Source organism: Sporomusa termitida (assembly GCF_007641255.1).
Taxonomy (GTDB): domain Bacteria; phylum Bacillota; class Negativicutes; order Sporomusales; family Sporomusaceae; genus Sporomusa; species Sporomusa termitida.
Genome location: NZ_CP036259.1, coordinates 4,230,237 through 4,251,901 on the forward strand (window position 1 = coordinate 4,230,237; position 21,665 = coordinate 4,251,901).

Genomic DNA, 21,665 nt, shown 5'->3' on the forward strand with positions numbered 1-21,665 from the left:
GTCACCTCGCCGCCCCGGCCAATCCAGCCACAATGCCGCTCTCTTTCATGGCCTGCTCCGCCTCGGTCCTGCTTAACCGCCGGGGATAGTTGTACATGCTCCCTCCCGGCCGTTCGTTGTAATACGGCCGGTTGCAGTCCGGACAACCGCTGGTTTCAAAAGCCGTCCCCGCGCTCAGCAGCTGCTTTAATTCTCCCAGCGGCAGGTTAATTCCGGTTAAAGTCCCCTGCCGATACCGGAAAACGTCCGGACTGCAGCCTGATTGCAACAGGAAATGAGCAATCTGCACCCGCCGGTATTGACCGATGGCCGGCGGCCGCCGCTCCGCCCAGGCGGTCCCCCGTACAGGCGTAAAGGCAAACAGGCCAACCGCAATTCCTTTATTGACACATTGTTCTATAGTCTTTATCATTTCCTCCTCAGTTTCGCCCAGACCAACGATGAGATGAGTACTGGCCCGTCCGGGCAGTTCTGCGGCCACCTGGTGCAACAGCTCCCAGCGCCGCTGCCAGTGGCCATCCTTCACCTGGTGAAAGATGGCCGGCGTGGCCGCGTCCAGAGCGATGCAAATACGCTCTGCGCCCCGGCTGACAAGTTCCCGGGCCTGCTCCACCGTGTCAATGGCACTGGCGACGCAGACCGGAATATCGCTGGCCTGTGCTAAAGCCTCCACCGCCCTGACACTCGTTGGCCAGCTGGCTTCGCTATGGACGACCTGCAGACAGGCCCGTTTCAGGTTTCCGGCCTGAAAGGCGGCACTAATAGCCTGAACAGCCTCAGTTCCGTCCAGCTCGGGCCAGGTAACCCGTGACAGCAGATCGGCCCGGGCCGCACTGCTGCGGGCTTGCGCACAAAAGCGGCAGTTATGGCGGCATTTGGCCCCCAGCATAATATAAGCAGTCGTTGGCAGCACATCAGTCCTGACATGTTTTTTGCCGACCACACAGGCCGTACCTGCCGACAGTTTCCACAGATTCACAGTACACAGCACTCCTCTCCCCGGGAAATTGTCAGGCCAAGTTTATTAGCCAGAGCCACAGCCGCCGGGGCCGGATTGACGACAGTGTCAAAGCCGATGCGGACAGCCCACTTGTCAATTTCCTCCCGGTACCGCCCGCCGGGGCGCATGCAACCCAGATGCAGGGGGATAGCGGGAAAATTGAGCCGGGCATGGGTCAGCAGCCGGGCAACCTCGGTAATATCGGGGGGCTTACGGTCGCCAAACCGGGTCCCCCGGGTCGGCATAAAAATGATAAAGGTTAACGCTTCGGCCCCTAAGGCCTGTAAAATTTCTAACGCCCGGTACTCGCCGCTGATCTGGCCGCCCTTGAGGCCGGCGCAGATATGGGGCATCACCCGGACCCTGCGGCGCAGGGACTGGTAGCAGGCGATATAATCCGCCGCCTGGCGGCCGTTGCCGAACACTTCCCGGATGGTGGGATCATCACTGACAAAATCAAAGGACACGCAGTCAGCTACGGCCGCCAGTTGCTCAATTTCCGCCTCTCCCACCAGGCCGACATGCATATTATACCGCCGCCCGCTTTTAACTGCCGCCAGTTGCGCAAGGTGCTCCCCCACCGGGACTGAACCGTCGGCCCGGCAACCGCCGCTGACCAGCCAGCTGGGGCTGTCATCGGCGGCAACTGCTGCTGCCAGGGGCTGCATATGCTGCAGGTAGTGTCCCCCGCAGTGAGCGCAATTCAGCTCACAGCTAGGTCCTGTCACACTAACCGGTCTGGTTTTGTGCGGATAAGCAAAACAAATGCTGCTGCGGTCCGGCAGCCGGCCTAGCCCTTCCATTTTACAACCGGTTTCCGGGCTGCCGCGGCCTCGTCCAGACGGCCTACCACCGTTGACCGGGGCGCGCCGGTAATCAGGCCGGCATCCTCCCGGGCATCCCGGGCAATCCGCCGCATGGCGGCGATAAAGCCGTCCAGGGTCTCCTTGCTTTCCGTTTCGGTAGGCTCAATCATGATCGCCTCCTCCACAATCAGCGGGAAATAGACCGTCGGCGGATGATAGCCGTAGTCCAGCAGCCGTTTGGCAATATCCAGGGTGTGGATGCCATAGGCTCTCTGTTTCCGGGACGTTATAATGCATTCATGCTTGCACGGCTGGGCAAAGGGGGCATAGAAGTCCTCTTTTAGCTGACTGAGGACATAGTTGGCATTCAATACCGCGTCCTCGCTGGCCTGTTTCAGCCCGGCCGGCCCCATCGCCCGGATATAGGCATAAGCCCGGACAACCACGCCGAAATTGCCATAGAAGGAATGCATCCGGCCAATCGACAGCGGCCGGTCCTCATCCAGGCGGAAGGTCCCGGCCTCGCGGACAATAACCGGCACCGGCAGAAAGGGAATCAGGGCCTGTTTGACGCCTACCGGCCCGGACCCGGGGCCGCCGCCGCCATGGGGCGTGCTAAAGGTCTTATGAAGATTTAAATGAACGACGTCAAAGCCCATATCGCCGGGGCGGGTAATGCCCATAATGGCATTGGCGTTGGCGCCGTCATAATACAGCAGCCCGCCCGCAGCATGGACGATCCGGGCAATCTCCCGGATATTGATCTCAAACAAGCCCAGCGTACTGGGATTTGTCAGCATCAGGGCCGCTGTATCAGGACCCACGGCCGCTTGCAGAGCCTCCAGATTGACAGAGCCGTCGGCATTGGACTTTATTTCCACAATTTCCAGGCCGGCCACCGCCGCTGACGCGGGATTGGTGCCATGGGCCGAGTCCGGCACAATCACCTTGGTCCGGTTTTCCCCCCGGTGCCGGTGGTAAGCCCGGATAAGCTTAAGGCCTGTCAGTTCCCCCTGGGCGCCGGCCACCGGCTGGGTGGTAACGGCATCCATACCGGCAATCTCAGCCAGATATTCTTCCATATTCCCGAGCAGTTCCAGCGCCCCCTGTACGGTTTCTGCGGCCTGCAGCGGATGGATGGCGGCAAAGCCCGGCAGCCGGCAGACATCCTCGTTTATTTTCGGGTTGTATTTCATCGTGCAGGAGCCTAAGGGATAAAAGCCCGAATCTACCCCGAAGTTGCGCCTGGACAGACCTGTATAATGGCGCACAAGGTCCTGCTGACTGACTTCCGGCAATGCTGCCGGGGTTTTTCTCAGAAACCGGGCGGGAATTACATCCGCAGCCGCTGCCGGCGGCACGTCACTGTCAGGCAGATCAATCGCCCGGCGGCCGGTTTTGCTGATTTCAAAGATCAAAGCGGTGGATTTTCTATTACTCATACGATTGCCCCCAGTCTGGCTGCCAGCAGGTCAATCTCCTGGCGTGACCGGCTTTCCGTCACACACAGCAGGGTGCAGCCTGTTAGTTCCGGATAATAGTTGCCCAAATCAAGGCCGCCGATGATGTTGGCGGCCAACAGCTGTTTATTCACTGCGGCAACCGGTTGCGGCAGGCGAACGGCGAACTCTTTAAAGAAAGGTGCGCCGAACACCGGTTCAACCCCTTTGATCCCGGTCAGCTGCGTATAGGCGTAATGCGCTTTTTGCAGCGACAGGGATGCTATCTGCGGCAAGCCCTCTTTGCCCATAGTGTTTAAGTACACAGCGGCAGCTAAAGCGCATAAGGCTTCATTGGAGCAGATGTTGGAGGTGGCTTTTTCCCGGCGGATATGCTGTTCCCGGGCCTGCAGGGTAAGCACAAAGCCCCGGTTGCCCTCCTGATCCACGGTCTGGCCCACAATCCGGCCGGGGATTTTGCGCATTAGCTTTTCCGTTGTAGCGAAAAAACCCAGATAAGGACCGCCGAAGGACAGGGGAATTCCCAGACTCTGTCCTTCACCCACGACAATATCCACGCCCAGCTTTCCCGGCGCTTCCAGCAACCCCAGCGAAATGGGATCAACGGCGGCAATCATGAGGGCCCCCTGGGCATGAGCCGCCGCCGTCCCAGCCGCCAGGTCTTCAATGCAGCCAAAAAAATTGGGGCTCTGGACAATAACGGCCGCCACTGTTGGTCCGAGTTTATTTTGCAGCTCGCCGGCAGCCAGGACACCGTCCTGATAGCCGATCTCCGTGAGTGTATAACCCCGGTCCCGGGCATAGGTGCTGAGTATTGCCCGGTAATGGGGATGCACGGTTTTGGCCACCAGGAACTCTTTACGGCCAGTGGCGCTGGCGGCCACCATCGCGGCTTCGGCCAAACCTGTGCCCCCGTCATACAGGGAGGAATTAGCCACCTCCAGCCCTGTCAGTTCGGCAATCAGGGCCTGATATTCCCACAAAGCCTGTAAATATCCCTGGGAAATCTCCGGCTGGTAAGGGGTATAGGCCGTATAAAATTCGGAACGGCGTAAAATGTGATCGACCACACTCGGTATATAATGGTCATAGGCACCAGCCCCGAGAAAGCAAATATACTCGCTGACATTGATGTTGGCTCCGGCCAGGGCGGCCAGATGTTTTGCCAGATCAGGTTCAGCCAGCGCTGCCGGCAGGTTTAGCGGCCGGTGCAGGCATAACTCTGCCGGAATATCAGCGAACAGCTCCCCGCTATTGGCCACGCCGATAGCCGCTAACATTGCTTTCCGGTCTGCTTCTGTATGCGGTAGATAGCTCCAGGGCATATTACTGGCCTCCCTCACCCACTAGCCGTTCGTAGGCCTCACTATCCAGCAAGGCATCCGGCTGCGGCAGGTCGGAGATTTCTAAAACAGCAATCCAGCCGGTCCCGTAAGCATCCTGGTTAACGGTCTCAGGCGCATCAGCCAGTAATTCATTAGTCTCAACTACCTTGCCGGCCAGCGGCGCATAGATGTCAGACACCGCTTTCACCGACTCGATCACCGCCAGGCCGCTGCCGGCAGCAACCTCGTCGCCGACTGCCGGCAGCTCCACGAATACGACATCCCCCAGCTGGGATTGGGCAAAATCAGTAATCCCGATAGTGGCCCTGGTGCCTTCAATCTTTACCCATTCATGGTCCCGGGAGTATTTCAGTTCTTTTGGAATATTCATCTTTTTTCCCCCTTTATATATATGTACATACGGAAAATCTCAATTGCTACCCCGATTTTCTTTACCAAAGTCGGGATTATAAAAGTAATTAAGGCCGTCGGTAAAAGGGTTTGCCAATCACTTCTGCGGCTACATTCTTGCCACGGATTTCCACAGCAAGCTGCTGGCCAATACCGGCGTAGGCAGCCTCAATTAAAGCCAGGCCGATATTCTTATTGAGTGTCGGCGCATAAGAACCTGTGGTTACGGTGCCAATCCGTTGTCCCTGAAACATAACCGGATATCCCGCCCTGGCTATGCCATGCCCGTTCACAACCAAGCCGGCCAGCCGGCGCTGAGGCTTATTTTGCTTTTGCTCGGCCAGGGCCGCACGGCCGGTAAACTCGCCCTTACCGAAAGCAATAAATTTGCCAATACCGGCTTCCACCGGGGTAATATCCCTGGCTAATTCATGGCCATAGAGCGGCAACGCCGCTTCAAACCGCAGGGTATCCCGGCAGCCCAGCCCGGCCGGCAGCAGACCATAAGGCTCACCGGCTTGCATAATTGCCGTCCACAGGTAAGCGGCATCTTCAGGCCGGCTGTAAATCTCAAAACCGTCTTCCCCGGTATAGCCGGTACGGGAAATCATGACCGGCCTGCCGGCCACAGTGGCCTCCGGCAAAAACCAATAGTAGGCAAGCTGCTGCAAATCGACATCTGTCAGTTTACTCAGAATAGCCTCGGCCAAGGGTCCCTGCAAAGCCAGTTCGGCCGTTGCCGCCGACAGGTTGCTCAATTCCACCTGAAACCCCGTGCTGTTCGCCTGCATCCAGGCCCAGTCTTTTTCAATATTGGCGGCATTAATAACCAGAAAATACTCGCCGTTGCCCCGTTTGTAGATCAGCAAATCGTCGACCGTACCGCCGTCCGGATAACACATCGGCGTATACTGGACCTGATTGGCGGCCAGGCGCGCGACATCGTTGGTTACCAATTTCTGCAGAAAGGACAGCGAGTCCGGTCCTTTAACCAGCACCTCCCCCATATGGGACACATCAAATAATCCGGCTTTTTCCCTGACTGCCTTATGCTCCTCCAGTATCCCCGCATACTGAACCGGAAGCAGCCAGCCGCCAAATTCGACGATCCTGCCACCATACCTGACATGAGCTTCATACAGTGGTGTCTGCCGTGCGGTCATAACCTCATCTCCCTTTTGGTATATGTTATCGTCAGACAAAACTACTCCACCGCTACCATTGGCGTTCTCTTTTTATAATGGCCACAGGCTAAAAATCGACAAATAAAAAAAGAGGCAAAGGAATAGTTCCCTTTGCCTCTGTCCGTTGTACCTGAGAGATTTGCCTTGGCAGGCTTCCCCATCGGTGACACCCCCACATATCCCGGGGTGTGCTCTCCAGAGTATAGTCCGGCTACAGTCCTTCTGCCTGAGAGTTTGACAAAGCACTTACTCCTTCGGCGCCGCCTAAGCGGTCTCTCCCATAACCATCATCCTATTTATCTAATTGCATCTATCTTAACAAACCCTGCTAAATCTTGTCAATACACAAATTATTTCTTATCCAGCAAAGCGTCTGTCGCATCAACCGGGTGTTCCTGATAATGCTTGCGGCCTGATACAATCGAGGATAATTCGCCGCTTTTTTCTACAATATCGTTATAAAAAACCATGTAAATATGGCCCAGCGCAAAAATAAAGAAACACCAATGACTGGTCATAAAACACATAATTCCCTCCTTCATGTTAAGCCTTGCACAGACATCTTCCTAAAAATCAGCAGGAAATAAATTTCTATAATTTAGGTAATTTGTTTAAAGAAATGACAAATTCCTGCATATTTCTGCATTTTTTTTACAATGCTGCAGTATTTTTTAAGGCCAAAAAAACAACAACTCCGGGGAATACTCCTGGCAGTTATTGCCAAAAATCTTTAAACTTATAATACACCTTGTTGAGCTGATCTGTAAATTACACAAGCAGTTTAATATACGCCGGTTTTTATTGTCCCATTCAGCCCCGCCTCCACTTGCCAGACCGCCAGCTGGGCAATGATCTCCAACAGCGCCCTGTCGACCATGGCACTGACAGGTGCCGACAGCGCCAGCCCCAATTCCAGGCTTGCCGGCTCAACCCCCATAATAATTACTTCGCCGACCGGTTTTTCTAACAATGTCAGCGTAGCCAGCACATCTTTAAGCCCCAGTTCATGCATTGACACCTGATGTTGCAAATATAGCTCGGCCTCGCTGCCGGCAAACCTGTAAAAAAAACCCGGCGCCCCGCCGCCGTCAATAGCGTCTATTACCATTAATTTATTGGTCCCGGTAATAAATCTTATTAACTCCAAGCCAAGAGTCCCGCCATCCAGGACCTGAACATTGGCCGGAAAGCAGTATCGCTGCTGGAGTTGTTCTATTACTCTGACCCCAAAGCCCTCATCCTGCAAAAGGATGTTTCCTATTCCCAGTACGGTGATCCGTTCCATATGTTATCCCCTTCTGCTGTCGCTCTAATCATATGTAGCCTCGTTATAGTCTCCCCATATTGCGTCCCTAAATTTCACCGGTTAATATGATATCCTCTGATTTTACCACAGCCACAGGCTCATTCCGGTTATGATAGCTGCACTTTAAATTAAATGAATATTTCCTTAATTTTAGTCACCCAGCTATTCTGCAATAATATTTACGCCATTCTGAATAATTAAATTGAACTGATAGCATATTTACTATAAAATAAAAATATACACTAACTTTAAGAACATTCGTGCTAATTTCCAGACCTTATTAGATATCAACAACAGCCAGCAGCATTAAATTAAGAAAGGAGAGTTTGCGTCAAATTACACACAAAGGAGGGTAACTAGCAAAACATTAAGTGAAATAAAACTATACCTCAATCTATAGAAAATATCAATCTCTTTAATTAATATATTCTATGTCTTTGCTTAGTGTCGTCCAGAGATTAATACGATTCAGTGATTACTCTTATACCGTACTCATGTAAAGGAGCGCGATCAAAACTTATGGAAACAGTTAATTTAACAATTGATGGTTTGCCGGTACAGGCTTACAAAGGAGCATCGGTGCTTGCTGCCGCCAGTAATGCCGGCATTAAAATTCCTACCTTGTGCCACCTTGCCGATTTAACCCCGGAAGGTTCCTGCCGTATCTGTCTTGTTGAAGTAGAAGGAGCACGCGGCCTGGTCACTGCTTGCACATATCCGGTATCTGAAGGAATGGTTGTACGCACAAGCTCTATAGCAATTTTCGAAGCCCGTAAAAGTGTGGTAGAATTAATCCTTGCCAATCATCCCCAGGATTGTCTTTTCTGCAAACGTAACCTGGATTGTGAATTGCAGTCCCTGGCCGCTCAGCTTGGTGTTAAAGAAATACGCTTTCAGGGAGAAATCCGCCAGTCTGCCATTGATGACAGTAACCCGTTTATCATTAGGGATAACAACAAATGTATTCTATGCGGACGCTGTGTACGCGTCTGCCAGGAAATACAGTGCTGTAATGTTCTTGACTGGACAGACCGCGGCTTTACTTCAAAAATAGCTCCGGCATTTGATGATCCGATGGTCAAAACCGATTGTTTCTTCTGCGGCACCTGCGTGTCGGCTTGCCCGGTTGGCGCTTTGCTTGAAAAACCGATGTTTAATGAAGGAGTGCCGGACAAAAAGGTTAAAACAACCTGCCCCTTCTGCGGCGTAGGCTGTAATTATGACCTCAATGTCAGAGAAGGTAAAGTAATTGGTGTTACCTCTAACCTGACCAGTGTGGTTAACGGAAGGCTTACTTGTGTAAAAGGCCGCTTTGGCATCGACTATATCCATAGCCCAGAGCGTTTGACCACGCCGCTAATAAAGAAAAATGGTGAATTTGTGGCAGCATCATGGGATGAAGCCCTGGAGCTGATTGCGACAAGATTTAATGAAATAAAAAGCAAACATGGCAACGATGCCCTGGCTGCTATCAGTTCCGCCCGCTGTGTTAATGAAGATAACTACATTATGCAGAAATTTATGCGGGCCGTTATCGGCACGAATAATGTTGATCACTGTGCCCGTACCTGCCATGCCCCTACAGTGGCAGGCCTGGCCGCCTCCTTTGGTTCCGGCGCCATGACAAATTCAATCGGCGAGGTTGCCGATTCGAAAGTAATCTTCTTAATTGGCGGCAATCCCACAGAAGCCCATCCGGTCATTGCGGCCAAGATGCGTCAGGCCCTCCGCAAGGGGGCAAAACTGATTGTTGCCGACCCGCGGAAGATAGAACTGGCGGGAAAAGCCGATGTCTTTATGCAGCTCCGGCCAGGAACTGATATTGCCCTTATTAATGGTCTGATGCATATCATCCTTAAATCCGGCTGGCATGACCTGGAGTTCATTAAGGCCTGCACGGTCGACTTTGATTTAGTGGCTGACGTAGTCGAAAAATACACCCCTGAATATGTACAAAATATAACAGGTGTACCAGCGCATTTGCTGCGAGAAGCCGCCCGCATCTATGCCACGGCGGAACGGGCTGCCATCTTCTACACCTTAGGCATTACCGAACATACCTGCGGCACTGACAACGTAATGAGCCTGGCCAATTTAGCCATGCTGACAGGCAATGTTGGCAAGCTGAATGCCGGCGTAAACCCGATGCGTGGTCAAAATAACGTCCAGGGCTCCTGCGACATGGGGGCGCTGCCGAATGTGTATTCCGGCTATCAGAAGGTAAATGACCCCCAGTCACAGGAAAAATTCGAAAAAGCCTGGGGAGTAACGCTGTCCGACCAGATCGGGCTGATGCTGCCTGACATGATTGATGCTGCTGTTGAGGGCACATTAAAGGCGATGTATGTCATGGGCGAAGATCCGGTGCTGACAGACGGCGACGCCAATCATGTACGCAAAGGCTTTGCCAACCTTGAATTTTTGGTAGTACAAAACTTATTCATGACCGAGACCGGCAAATTGGCTGATGTCATCCTCCCAGGTGCCTCTTTTGCCGAAAAGGATGGAACCTTTACTAATTGTGAACGCCGCGTGCAACGGGTCCGCAAGGCCATAGAGCCAATTGGCAACAGTCTGCCTGACTGGCAGATTATCCGCGACTTGGCAAATAAAATGGGGTATCCGATGGCCTATAACAATGCCAGTGAGATTATGGATGAAATGGCCGCCTTAAGCCCGATGTTTGCCGGTCTCTCTTTTGAACGCATTGACGAGAATGGGTTGCAGTGGCCGGTGCCAAGCAAAGAACACCCTGGCAGCCAATACCTTCACAAAGACGGTAAATTTACCAGCGGGGCCGGCGTGTTTAAAGCGATCGAACATCAGCCTCCCGGCGAGGAGCCTGATGCCGAATATCCCTTCGTCCTTACCACTGGCCGTATTCTGTATCATTATAATATTACGACAGCAGGCAAATCCAAACAGCTGACTGAGTTCCGCCCTGAGGAGCAGGTTATGATCCACCCTGATGACGCAAAACGCCTGGGCATCAATAATCAGGATATGATTGAGGTTGCTTCCCGCCGGGGCTCAGTACAGGCCAAAGCCTGGGTAACTACTGATGTATTGCCGGGCGGAATCTGGATGTCCTTCCATTTTGTCAACGCACCGACCAACCAGGTCACCAGCGGCTTCTATGACAAAGTAACCAAAACCTATGAATATAAGGTATGTGCGGTACAGGTTGCCAAGGCTGCTGGTTGAGCGACCTAAACTATAACCTTGCAGTCAGGAACATAGTATGTTTTTTTCGAAATTTCATTAACCAGGCTTCTAAAAGTGAGCTGTTGTCATACGCCAACAGCTCACTCTTTTATCATTTTTTTTGACGGCATATTGTATTTGTCTTTTGTGCCATTAAACTCAAGCCGGCGTTATAAAAGGAAGAGGCCGTCTAAAGCGCAAAGCTTCGGACAGCCTCTTTTGTTACCTTTTACTGCGGGCTTACTTTGTACTTGGTAATAAGCTTCACTACATCCATAATGAGCTGGAGTTTTTCGGGCGGACATTCACGGAGCAGCTGGGCGATGTCGGCCTTGAGATAATCCTGTGAATGATAAAAAATACCGGTAAGAAAATAGCCTGGTTCAGTATCCAGTAAGCTTGCCAGCCGTACCAGCATTTCCAGGCTAAGTTTTGTCTTCCCGTTCTCCACCTGACTGATATAAACAGTGGAAACTTCCAGGCTTTCGGCTACTTTCTCCTGTGTTAAACGTTTTTGTTTGCGAATTTTCTTAATTCGCTGACCAATTGCATTGTAATCAACATACACATACATCACCTGACTTTTACTATATCAATGTCCCGAAAATGTATACATAAAATTATTGATTAATATTAAGTTATAGATTAATATTTAATTTATAACTTAATATTAATTATGGCGTAGGCATTGCTGGCTAGTGCTGCAATAACACGTCAACTTGACAGCAGTAGAGGTGGGTAAGTGTTTTATAATTACGCTTGGTTAATACTCTCATCATCTGGAGCGTTAATTGGTATAACCGGCTATTATCTGGATATAGTGCTGCCGGGAAATTACGGTGGTTTATTATGGGCGGCAATTACCGGTGTCATTGCCGGCAGTGGTTTAATAATCGGCAGTTTAATCCGGAAACTAAGCCTGATTTCCCACACCGATTTTTTAACAGGCTTATGGAACAGACGCTATTTTTACTTGACCCTGCAAAAACAGTTTTGCCAGGCAGCGGCACAACGACAGCACTTATGTGTCGCCATGATCGATGTCGACGGCTTTAAGACAATTAATGATACCTATGGACATACGACCGGAGACCAGCTATTATCAGGCCTCGCAGCCCTCTTAAAAAAAAATGCCGGCGGTACTGTCGTTACCCGCTGGGGCGGTGACGAATTTGCCATCATTTTTGCCGGAACTACGCTAGAAAAAGCCCGAGAGGTTATGGAGAAAATACGCCGCCTCACGGAAACGAATTTTTTACCCTATCAGCTTACAATAAGCGCAGGCGTTGTGCCCTTAAAAGCGGGCCAGACCTTAAATGAATTCCTGTCACAGGCAGATCACGCTTTATATAAAGCCAAAATAAAAAAGAATGCAATTATTACTATCATCGACGATGAACCGCTTATACTTTAAAGATAGTTGCTTTATACCACCATCAGGCTCTGTTTTTTTACCTCCCGTACCCCGGTAAGGCGCAAACTTTTGATAATTTTCAGCTTACGTTCCGGTGAATTGTCCAATATTCAGGTCCCGGCAGGAAATCACTGCTATTTTCTTGAATACTAAAAATAGCAGCCGGCATTACCTTTATATTGACGGTTGAAAAAATTTGCTGGAGGAGTCAAGGTATGAATAAGAGCAGCTTGCTCATAATGACTTTAACTTGCCTGCTGCTGTTCACCGGCAGCACTACCGCCCACGCAGCAAAGACAGTCAGCTGGCAGATTGAAAAAATCGGCCTGTACTCCATTCCTGAAAACTGGCAGACAACCGATCTGCTGTTTTTATTCGCGAAAGTTATAACCGAAGCCCGGGAAAAAGCACGCGCCAATAAGCCGGCCCCTGCCAAACCGGGGCCGCCGGCCGATCCCCTGGTCCTGCTAAATAACATAAACATGCAATTATACCAGATTACAGCCAATGACGGTAAAGCCTACCGGACAGCAGTCCTCTTGTTTTACCGGGATGACAAACCAATGTCGGCCCGCGACAAGGCCTACTTCACCAGAGAGCTTAGTGCTGCTGAACGCCAAAGCCTGGAGTCAACCATTACCGCAACTACCCGTTTAATAGCAAAAGAACTGGCCGCTGGTTATAAACAAAGTAAAACCGGCGCAGCTTTTTTTGAGGTCAGCCGGCCTGACTATTTAACGATCAATGACCGGCCGGCCTATGGCCTGAGTGCCAGAGTACTACTGTCAGTGTACGGGATAAACATTCCCTCCTATGTAAAGGGCTATACTTTTAACGACAATGGTTACATAGCAACCGCGGTTCTGCTGACAACAGACAGTGAGCGCAGTTACTGGGAACCGCAGGTACGAAAAATGTTCCGGACATTTGCGCCGGCCAAGTCCGCCGTCACGATAAAACAATAACTTAGGCACTGCTATAGGGAAACTACAGACCTGCCCCGACATTAAAAAGCAAAATTTTGCAGGATAATTTGATTTTTAGCAGAAAAACATAGGGGAAAAGTTCCTGGAAATCTGCAAAAAGAATGTTATTAGGGTGGCACTAATTGCTTCTCCCCTACGGTGCGGCGGCATCGATAGGGGCTTTAACTTTTTAACAGCGATTGGGTATTCCTATCTTTTCTTTAATATAGCAATTATGGAGGTGCAAATGAATTTTGTCAGTAAACTCGTTCTGGTTATCCTGCTGACAGGCATTCTGGGCAGCAGCGCAACCGCTGTCGCCCTTACAATAACACCGGGACTGAATTTAGACCGGCTGCCGGAATGGGAGGTAACCGCAAGCTCCCGGGGCGGAACATTACTGCTGTCTGACAGTCCGGAAATGGTAAGGGGCAACGGCATACTCTACCAGGATACGGTATCAGGTTTTGTACGTCTTTTCTTTTATCATGTCAATGCATCCAGGGATGTAAAAAAAATTGCTGTGCTGTTAAAGAACCAGGGAGAGCATACCGCCCAGGTTATCGTTAGGCAGGCCACCCTGGGCGGACCGGGCAACCCCTGGCTAAAGGTCGGCAAAGAAACGCAGTCTGCTTATTTTGGCGAAAAGCAGGCTTACCGGTTCAGCATTCCGCCGGCGGGAGTCATGCCGCTGGCTGCCAGCCTGGAGGAAACCGCCATTGTCCCGAATATGCTGGTCAATGGCATTTATGATTTTGAGGTTGACCAGCCGGTTACCGTTACTGTTATGATGCTGCCGGTAACGGAGAGCAGCATCCCCTATGCCCGGACGGCAACTGTGCTTGCGGCTGACGAATGCCATTTACGCGGTACGTTTGCCGGTGCCAACAGGCAAATTACCCCTGTCCGGGACTATGACCCGGCAGCGGGGGAAATCACCGGCATCACCCTGGCTGATAATGAAATCGATCCTTACGTTACGGGAATAGACGCCACCGACGGCTCAGCGGTGCTAAATTACGGCAATTATGGCATTGTTTATGAAATACTGCTGCCTGCCAAACCCGGCGGCAAGGTTTCCTATTACCTGGCGCCACTGGGGGGAAGCTACGCCGGCGCTGTCGGCATAAACCATCCTGAAGTAAACTGGAGCCCTGTTAGCACTCCGCGCGACCGGCTTTATTTCGGGGATAACTACAAGCAAGACTGGGAGTTCCTGGGCACTTACGACAGCGGAGACCCGCTGTCCTTCACCTTCAGCCCGCCGGGGGCATCAAACCTGCCGGTAAAAATCGTTATTGTGCCCCACTACTAACCCTGTATCTAGGTTGGGATAACTACATAACTGAGACCGCCTAGAACGAAAGGGCACAGCAAAATGTCAGGATTAATTCCTTAGCTGCTGTGCCCTTTTTCTTATAAGGCAGAGATCATAAACTGTATATCCGGACAAGATCGGGGCAAGTCCGACGCGATCGCGCCGCTAATGAGGAGCGATTCAAAAACTTTCTTTGGAAAATAAATTAACCTTTGCAGGATTTTTCTAATTGATGGTAAAATTATATATTGATAATGATAATTATTCTCTGTTAAATGGTGACGCCTGGCTCAGTCCCTAATGTTCATGAGAATAATATTGCTTACAGGAGGAAGATAAGAATGGCGCAAGTTTTGGTAGTTGACGATTCAATGATGATGAGGAATACTTTGCGTAAAATACTGGAAAAAGCCGGACACACCGTGGCCGGGGAAGCTGTTAACGGCGAACAGGCCATTGCGCGTTATCCGTCGTGCCAGCCGGATGTTGTAACAATGGATATTACCATGCCCGGGTTAGGCGGGGTGGAAACAATTAAGCGCCTGATCGAAGCGGACCCGGCGGCAAAAATTATTGTAGTGAGCTCGTCCGGCCAGAAACATGTTATATTTGATGCGCTGCAGGCCGGAGCCAGAAACTATATTATCAAACCGGTCAGCGAGGACAATTTACTGCCGGTTATTGACCTGGTTCTGCAAAATAAACAGGCGCCGGCGCCACAGCTGTAACGGTTGTCTCTGACCGTCTTGCCGTTTGGAGTATACTTGATTGAAAAGGAGCAAACACAATGTTTAACCAATATTTTGGGCATTACCTGTTAAATAAGGGATTTCTTACTCCGGATCAGCTTTTCCAGTCACTGCAAAACGAGCGTTCCGCCCGGGTCAGGCTGGGTACCCTGGCAGTAGACGCCGGCCTGCTGACAGGGAAGCAGGCGGAAGAACTACATGATCTGCAGCGGGCCAAAGACAAAAAGTTTGGTGAGCTGGCCCTGGAGCAAGGCTATCTGACTGCCGCACAGGTAGACAGGTTATTGGCCGCCCAGGGCCAAGGTCATCTGGCCTTGGTTCAGGCCATCACCGACAACGGCTATTTGACCTTAACGGCTATAGAAAAAGCCCTAGCAGATTTTCGCCAGGAATACGGCATTACCGGCGACTCTCCGCTCACGGCTGATGATGCGGAACTCAACAGGCTGCTGGATTTTTCGCGGGCCGGCGATAAAGCCCCGCTGTTATATAGCTATGCCGGGCTGACCTTGCGCAATATTGTCCGCTTCTTAAATGACACCCCTTTCCTTCTGCCCCAGACCGCCCAGGCAAGCGCAGCCGGCTGCTGGGTTGCCTCCCAGCAGCTCACCGGCGATCCGGCTGTTAAAATTGACTTGATTATGGACGAGCAGACTGTGCTCGCAACGGCCGGCCGGTTCAGCGGCGAAACCCTTACCAGTGTCGACGAACTGGCCCTTGACAGCATTGGTGAGTTTCTCAATGTCCATAACGGGGTGTTCGGCAGCCTGCTGTCCGACAAGGGCTTTAAGGTCGATTTGCAGCCCCAGACAATCCAGCGGCAAGAGCCTGCACCTGACGGCGCCGGTTACCGTCTGGCCATTAATACCTCCCTGGGCCGGTTTGATTTTATAATAGCAGTGCAATAGTGGCTCATTATAATAACAGTCCGCAGGCAAAAGTGTCTGCGGACTGTTATTGTTTCACCACTCTTTTCCCGGCAGCCGGCTGCCGCCACCGGAGACAACCCCGGGCCAATGGCAATCACTACAAGCGTTGCAGCCGGGCTTCCTGTTAATTAATTTTAGAAAAATTTTAATTAATTTTATAGAAACTTTATAAACAGTTTAAGCCAGCTTTAATTTCATTAGCTAAAATAACCTCAAACAGTTTAAGGAGGTTATCCACATGAACAAGCTCAAATTATTGTATGCTGTGGTAAAAACACTGAAAAGTAAAGAGGCAATTACCGGCATCCTCACGGCCGAAGTGCAAAAAGACCAGAAAAAAATATTTTTTCTGCACAATGAGTTCGAGAAAAACCTGGCTACCCGCCAGGTAAAAGCCAAGATTGCCACGGAATTGGATTATGACGGCAAGGCAGTCAAGCATGAAAGCAATAATGAATTTACGCTGGACCGTTTTTGTGAACACGGCCATCATCCGGGACGGCCCTTTCCGTCCCCTGGGCATGGGTTTAGGCACGGTGGGTTCCGGGGCGGTTTAACCAGGCTGTCGTTGCTTCTAAGCCTTTTAGATGCCCTTCAGGCAACCGAACAGGAAGATAAATCAATACAACTGACGCTGAATAGCGCTGACCTGCCGGCAGACCTGCAAACCCTGCTGTATGAAAAATTGAGTGGTAAACACCCGCACCACCGTCATCACGGCCTGATGAACGAATTCGCCACTGTTGCCGACCCCCGGTTTATGGTTAGTATATTCATTGACAAGAGTCACGAGATCCAGAAAGCAGTGGCTACCCTGAGCGGTTCCGGAACAGATGAGCACCGCCAACAGCATGCATTAGCCGCAAAGGTTGAATTAACCTTCGTCTGGTAACACTATCCTAAATGAATTGCAGGGCGCGATAACTTTGCGCCCTGCAAAACTTTGGCATATAATGGTGGAGTAAGTAAGTTTTTAAACTAGAGCACATAGGGGATTGATATGTTCAGACATCGACGGCCTCAGGGCATTCATGCCCATTTACGGCGGCATGACGGTCATGACCATCATGGCCGGTTTTTACGCCATTATAAATACTTCCGCTATCTGCGCCCGGCTTTTATTGTGTTTAACCTGCTTATCTTATATCTCTTGTTTAGCTGGGTGGGCATCAAAGAAGTCGCTATTTTTTTCATTGTGATAATCGGGCTTAAGGAGCTGATTCAACTCCTGTTCCTGCTGCGGCTGGAAAAGCGGATATTTATGCCGATGGAGAAACTCAGGCAGGGTCTGGATGAAGTTGCCCAGGGCAATTATAGCATTAAGCTGGAATATGACAAACCCAACGATCTTGAGCTATTAATCGCTGCTTTTAATACTATGACCGAAAAATTATATGAAAGCGAAAAACTGCAGGCCGAATATGAAGCCAACCGTAAAGCCCTTGTCGCTAATATCTCCCACGACCTGAAAACACCGATAACTGCCATTCAGGGGTATATTGAGGCGCTGCTTGAGGGAACAGTCACTGCCGGGGAAGTGCAAAGCAAATACTTAAAAACTATCCATCAGAATACAGTTTACGTGAATAAACTCATAGACGATCTTTTCCTGTTTGCCAAATTGGATATGCAAAAGTTAGACCTGCATTTTGACCGTGTACACATCGGCCAGTTTATGCAGGACTTAATGGAAGAATACAGGTTCGAACTGGCAGAACAAACAGTCCGGTTTCAGTACACCCCCTACCTGGAGAGAGATTTCTGGATGTATGTGGACGGCAAGAGAATCCGCCAGGCTTTGAGTAATCTTATAAATAACGCCGTCATCCACGGACCTGATCAGGATTTGTCCATAGCTGTCCGGCTCTATCATCAGGCTGACTCAATCTGTCTGGATATCCAGGATAACGGCCCTGGTATTCCGGAAGACAAACTGCCGTTTATCTTTGACCGGTTTTACCAGATTGACACCGAACGCCCAAAAAGCTATGCCAGTACAGGTCTGGGGCTTGCGATTGCCAGAGAGCTGGTGGAAGCACATCAGGGAAGCATTACTGTAGCAAGCCGCCGGCGGGAAGGTACCTGCTTCACCATCAGGCTCCCGCTTCTGCAGGAACAGGAGGAGGAAGCTGTTCGATGAAACAGGTTTTGATAATTGAAGATGATCTGGATATCGCTGAATTAGAGCGTGACTACCTGCAGCTAAACGGTTTTCGGGCCGATATTGCCCGGGATGGGCTGCTGGGCCTGAAAAAAGCTCTCACCGGTGCCTATGACGTTGTCGTCGTTGATTTGATGCTGCCTGGTAAGGATGGCTATGAGATTATCAAGGAAATCCGCAAAACCCTGGAGATACCTGTTATTGTCGTTTCCGCCAAAAATGACGATATTGACAAAATCAGAGGCCTCAATTTCGGGGCCGACGATTATCTGACCAAACCCTTTAGTCCATCCGAACTGACAGCAAGAATAAAAGCCCACAGCAAGAGGTATGAGCGGCTGAGGGGACATATGCCGGTTTATGAAGTCATCCAGTATAAAGGCCTGGAAATTGATACTGCTTCCCACAAAATTCTCGTCAATGACAAAGAAGTGCAGCTAACAGCCAAGGAATATGAACTGTTAGTATTCCTTGCTTCAAATCCCAATATTGTATTTAGCAAAGATCATATTTTCGATACGATCTGGGGCGATGAATACTGTGGCGATACGGCCACAGTAGCAGTGCATATCCAGAAAATACGTAAAAAAATTGAAAAAGATCCTGCCAACCCTGAATATATTGAAACCCTCTGGGGAACAGGCTATAGATTCAATCCGGTATAACGCCAGCCGGCATTTTTACAGCGCTATTTACAATAAAATGGTCACTTTATCCATCACCTGAATACTATATAATAATTGTTTATGTAATATTTTTTTCAGGAGGTGGCGCAAGTGGCCATGCAAGATACCAGGGCTGGCCTTACCAGATTCTTAGACCATTCTGTCGGACAACAAGTCGAGCTTGAGATACTTGGACGCTTCATATTAAAAGGCACGCTGGCAGCTTATGATGATGCCAGGGTAAACCTGACAGATGTTGTCCTTGAGGCTAATGAGCAAGCTGTTGCTTTCCCCTGCTATACACTTGATGTAAAACATATATCAAACTATTCGCCGAATCGGTTTGTGTTTCCCTATAACCTTGCCTTTCGCAAAATAACACCCGTAAATGGTTTTGATATTTCAAGCCCTGACAATGCCGGACAAAACAACTATGCCTGGTCAATGGCTGAATTAGGCGACTACATTTATGTCGGCACAGCCAGAAATATTCCCTATTCTATCTTAAGCAGCGGCTTATTCGGAAATATTCCGCTGCCAGCGGCCTTGGTACCCCAAGCTGTCGATAACACCGGCGAAATCTGGCGCTATAAAAAAGATGGCACAGCTGGCTGGCAGCAAGTGTATAAAGCGCCGATAGCCTCGTCAAATATTGGCTTTCGCTATATGATTACCTACAATAACGCCCTCTACGCCGGCGCAATTACACCGGCAAGCCCTGAATTGTTACTCCTAAAATCTATAGACGGCGAGACCTGGACGCCCCTGGTCTCAGATATTCAGGGCTATGCAACCAGAGCCATTGTTGTCCACCAGGGTCGTCTGTATATGGGGGCTCTGCCGCTGACCGGTGTTGCCGAAGCGCAGTTATTCACAACGACTGACCCGGAACTTGGCTGGGAAAAAGTAAATCTCGCCGGCAATGCTGACAGCAATCCCCAGGGTAATATTGATCTGCTGCTAAGCTGCAATGAGCAACTCTATGTGGCTACAGCCCTGCCGACAGGCTTTGAACTCTGGCGGACCAACAACACCCTGCCGCAGGTAAATGACTGGAAGCTGGTTGTCGATAAGGGCGCCGGCGACGCCCGCAATGAACACCCCTCTTCATTGGCGGTGTTTAACGGCCATATCTACATTGGTACGGCCATTGAAGCAGCGATTCTAAGCATCAGCCCTGACGCTCCGCTGGTAGCGCCGAAGGGCTTTGATGTCATCCGGGTTGCGCCCGATGACAGCTGGGAATTAATAGTAGGGGGCATCCCGGTCAGCCCCACAGAACCAGTAACCGGCACGCGCGGTCTGCCGTTAAGCGGCTATCCTTCCGGCTTCGGCGATCTAACCAATGGCTACTGCTGGCAGATCCAGGCTTTCGACGACAAACTTTATCTTGGCACCTGGAGCTGGAATAATCTGATACCGCAGATTATCTCTGTGATCCCTGATGTCGTGGAATCATTGCTGCCGGCTAATACGGCGGACTCAATTACACAATTTCTTAGATTAATCTTTTCCGCTTATCTGATTAAAGCGCTCTATATTATCGGCTACAGATCACTTGGCTGTGATCTCTGGGAATCAAATGACGGCATTCTCTGGCTGCCGGTTTCTCTAAATGGTTTGGGTAATCCCTATAATTATGGTGTAAGCAACTTATTTGCTGCCTCTGACCAAAAACTATATCTGGGGACGGCAAATCCGTTCCAGGGCTGCGAAGTCTGGGTAAAAAACGCGCAGTAAAAATAAGAGATTAATCTAGACCTGCTGCCGGAGTCCTGCTTAGAGGAGGGGCCACCACAGTTTAACAGGGTACAAACCAAAGCAGCTTGCCCTAATTAGGGAAAGCTGCTTACTCGCTGCACTCTGTCAGTGAATACCAAAACATTGCCTGTCAGTCTTCAGCCCAGAAACATTACGGTCAAGCTAATATACAGGGATATTCTGCCTGAACATCTCGGCAATGATCGTTTCCATCGTATACATTCCCGGCGACTTGCCGATCAGAAAATTTACTGCAAAAATAGCACCCTGGCCAAAAGCGGCCCTGCTGATGCTTTCATGGGACAGCCGGATCGTCTGGTTCGGCATGCCAAAGATGATTTCATGGCGGCCAACAATGCCGCCGACGCGGATAGAATTCAAATGCTCCTCCACATTAAGGCTAAGCACATTGGCAATTCTTTTCGCGGTTCCCGATACCTCTTTTTTCCCTTTAAAATGCTCCTCAACGATCTCAATGTCGGCATGGGGCGCTATTTTTTGCAAAATCTGCGCCGCAACCATCAATACGTTAATCCCTAACGTAATATTAGGAGAATAAAGTACAGGCGCAAACTCTGCATAGGATTTCAGTATTTCCAGTTCTTCCTGTTCATATTGGGAAATGGCGGAAATAATGGGTATTCCCGCCTGCGCTGCTTTTGCGTACAAATATACACCCGTCGAGTCCGAAAAATCTACCAAAGCATCTACCGGCCTCTCTCTAAAAAAACTATCATCAATGTCATCAGCAGAGAATATTTCCCCTGCATCAAACTCATGCCCCAACAAACGGCTGGCATATTTTTGATGATCAGTATCACCTTTGCGAACTACCCAAACCAGAGTAAATAAGCTGTCCTGCAAAAATTCATTAGCAACAACTTTACCTGTTTTCCCAAAACCGAAAATACCAATCCTGATTTTCCCCATTATATTCCTCCTTAAAACTGTAGTTTGTTTTTTTTCTACCGCCATCCTGCATGTGATAGAAAACTTTCAAAACCAGC

20 protein-coding genes and 1 riboswitch are annotated in these 21,665 nt (G+C 50.2%); of the genes, 10 read left to right on the top strand and 10 right to left on the bottom strand.

Annotated features, from left to right (window positions below):
- Position 1: 1 nt before the first annotated feature.
- From lipS2 to SPTER_RS19750, 8 genes are all read right to left on the bottom strand, one after another.
- Positions 2-979 (bottom strand): LipS2 family lipoyl synthase, encoded by a 978-nt coding sequence (gene lipS2 / locus SPTER_RS19720; RefSeq protein ID WP_144351960.1) that lies wholly within the window; start codon positions 977-979, stop codon positions 2-4.
- The gene (lipS1, locus tag SPTER_RS19725) at positions 976-1,803 is read right to left on the bottom strand and encodes a LipS1 family lipoyl synthase (protein ID WP_144351961.1); all 828 of its coding nucleotides are present in this window, start codon (positions 1,801-1,803) and stop codon (positions 976-978) included. The genes lipS2 and lipS1 overlap by 4 nt, the downstream gene beginning before the upstream one ends.
- Positions 1,791-3,248 (bottom strand): aminomethyl-transferring glycine dehydrogenase subunit GcvPB, encoded by a 1,458-nt coding sequence (gene gcvPB, locus SPTER_RS19730; RefSeq protein WP_144351962.1) that lies wholly within the window; start codon positions 3,246-3,248, stop codon positions 1,791-1,793. The genes lipS1 and gcvPB overlap by 13 nt, the downstream gene beginning before the upstream one ends.
- Complete coding sequence (gcvPA, locus tag SPTER_RS19735) at positions 3,245-4,591, bottom strand: aminomethyl-transferring glycine dehydrogenase subunit GcvPA (RefSeq protein WP_144351963.1); 1,347 nt, start codon at positions 4,589-4,591, stop codon at positions 3,245-3,247. The genes gcvPB and gcvPA overlap by 4 nt, the downstream gene beginning before the upstream one ends.
- 1 nt (position 4,592) lies before the next feature.
- The gene (gcvH, locus tag SPTER_RS19740; protein ID WP_144351964.1) at positions 4,593-4,982 is read right to left on the bottom strand and encodes a glycine cleavage system protein GcvH; all 390 of its coding nucleotides are present in this window, start codon (positions 4,980-4,982) and stop codon (positions 4,593-4,595) included.
- An 88-nt stretch (positions 4,983-5,070) separates the two neighbouring features.
- The gene (gene gcvT, locus SPTER_RS19745; RefSeq protein WP_144351965.1) at positions 5,071-6,165 is read right to left on the bottom strand and encodes a glycine cleavage system aminomethyltransferase GcvT; all 1,095 of its coding nucleotides are present in this window, start codon (positions 6,163-6,165) and stop codon (positions 5,071-5,073) included.
- A gap of 225 nt (positions 6,166-6,390) precedes the next feature.
- Positions 6,391-6,477: riboswitch (glycine riboswitch) on the bottom strand.
- Positions 6,478-6,536: 59 nt separating this feature from the next.
- Complete coding sequence (locus SPTER_RS24895) at positions 6,537-6,713, bottom strand: hypothetical protein (RefSeq protein ID WP_170233340.1); 177 nt, start codon at positions 6,711-6,713, stop codon at positions 6,537-6,539.
- Positions 6,714-6,967: 254 nt separating this feature from the next.
- Positions 6,968-7,471 (bottom strand): HyaD/HybD family hydrogenase maturation endopeptidase, encoded by a 504-nt coding sequence (locus SPTER_RS19750; RefSeq protein WP_144351966.1) that lies wholly within the window; start codon positions 7,469-7,471, stop codon positions 6,968-6,970.
- 540 nt (positions 7,472-8,011) lie between these two features.
- Here SPTER_RS19750 and fdhF point away from each other — a divergent pair.
- Positions 8,012-10,696: a formate dehydrogenase subunit alpha gene (gene fdhF, locus SPTER_RS19755; protein WP_144351967.1), complete on the top strand. Its 2,685-nt coding sequence runs from the start codon at positions 8,012-8,014 to the stop codon at positions 10,694-10,696.
- A gap of 229 nt (positions 10,697-10,925) precedes the next feature.
- Here fdhF and SPTER_RS19760 read toward each other — a convergent pair whose 3' ends face one another.
- Positions 10,926-11,270, bottom strand: coding sequence for a helix-turn-helix domain-containing protein (locus SPTER_RS19760; protein WP_246105642.1), 345 nt, complete (start codon positions 11,268-11,270; stop codon positions 10,926-10,928).
- A 168-nt stretch (positions 11,271-11,438) separates the two neighbouring features.
- Here SPTER_RS19760 and SPTER_RS19765 point away from each other — a divergent pair, with 168 nt between their 5' ends.
- From SPTER_RS19765 to SPTER_RS19805, 9 genes are all read left to right on the top strand, one after another.
- Positions 11,439-12,110 carry a GGDEF domain-containing protein gene (locus tag SPTER_RS19765; protein WP_144351968.1) on the top strand — a complete coding sequence of 224 codons (672 nt, stop codon included), beginning with the start codon at positions 11,439-11,441 and terminating at the stop codon, positions 12,108-12,110.
- Positions 12,111-12,325: 215 nt separating this feature from the next.
- On the top strand, positions 12,326-13,075 hold the full coding sequence (locus SPTER_RS19770) for a hypothetical protein (RefSeq protein WP_144351969.1): 750 nt from the start codon (positions 12,326-12,328) through the stop codon (positions 13,073-13,075).
- Between the two features lie 247 nt (positions 13,076-13,322).
- Complete coding sequence (locus SPTER_RS19775) at positions 13,323-14,390, top strand: hypothetical protein (RefSeq protein WP_144351970.1); 1,068 nt, start codon at positions 13,323-13,325, stop codon at positions 14,388-14,390.
- A gap of 344 nt (positions 14,391-14,734) precedes the next feature.
- Positions 14,735-15,121: a response regulator gene (locus SPTER_RS19780; protein ID WP_144351971.1), complete on the top strand. Its 387-nt coding sequence runs from the start codon at positions 14,735-14,737 to the stop codon at positions 15,119-15,121.
- A gap of 59 nt (positions 15,122-15,180) precedes the next feature.
- A complete protein-coding gene (locus SPTER_RS19785; RefSeq protein ID WP_144351972.1) occupies positions 15,181-16,050 on the top strand; it encodes a chemotaxis protein CheX in 870 nt (289 codons plus the stop codon).
- A gap of 259 nt (positions 16,051-16,309) precedes the next feature.
- Positions 16,310-16,963, top strand: coding sequence for a hypothetical protein (locus SPTER_RS19790; protein WP_144351973.1), 654 nt, complete (start codon positions 16,310-16,312; stop codon positions 16,961-16,963).
- A gap of 108 nt (positions 16,964-17,071) precedes the next feature.
- On the top strand, positions 17,072-18,211 hold the full coding sequence (locus SPTER_RS19795) for a sensor histidine kinase (protein ID WP_144351974.1): 1,140 nt from the start codon (positions 17,072-17,074) through the stop codon (positions 18,209-18,211).
- On the top strand, positions 18,208-18,897 hold the full coding sequence (locus SPTER_RS19800; protein ID WP_144351975.1) for a response regulator transcription factor: 690 nt from the start codon (positions 18,208-18,210) through the stop codon (positions 18,895-18,897). Before SPTER_RS19795 ends, SPTER_RS19800 begins: the two co-directional genes overlap by 4 nt.
- 111 nt (positions 18,898-19,008) lie before the next feature.
- Complete coding sequence (locus SPTER_RS19805) at positions 19,009-20,637, top strand: hypothetical protein (RefSeq protein ID WP_144351976.1); 1,629 nt, start codon at positions 19,009-19,011, stop codon at positions 20,635-20,637.
- A 183-nt stretch (positions 20,638-20,820) separates the two neighbouring features.
- On the opposite strand, the gene SPTER_RS19810 is transcribed toward SPTER_RS19805, so the two are convergent.
- The gene (locus SPTER_RS19810; protein WP_144351977.1) at positions 20,821-21,588 is read right to left on the bottom strand and encodes a 4-hydroxy-tetrahydrodipicolinate reductase; all 768 of its coding nucleotides are present in this window, start codon (positions 21,586-21,588) and stop codon (positions 20,821-20,823) included.
- Positions 21,589-21,665 lie beyond the last annotated feature (77 nt).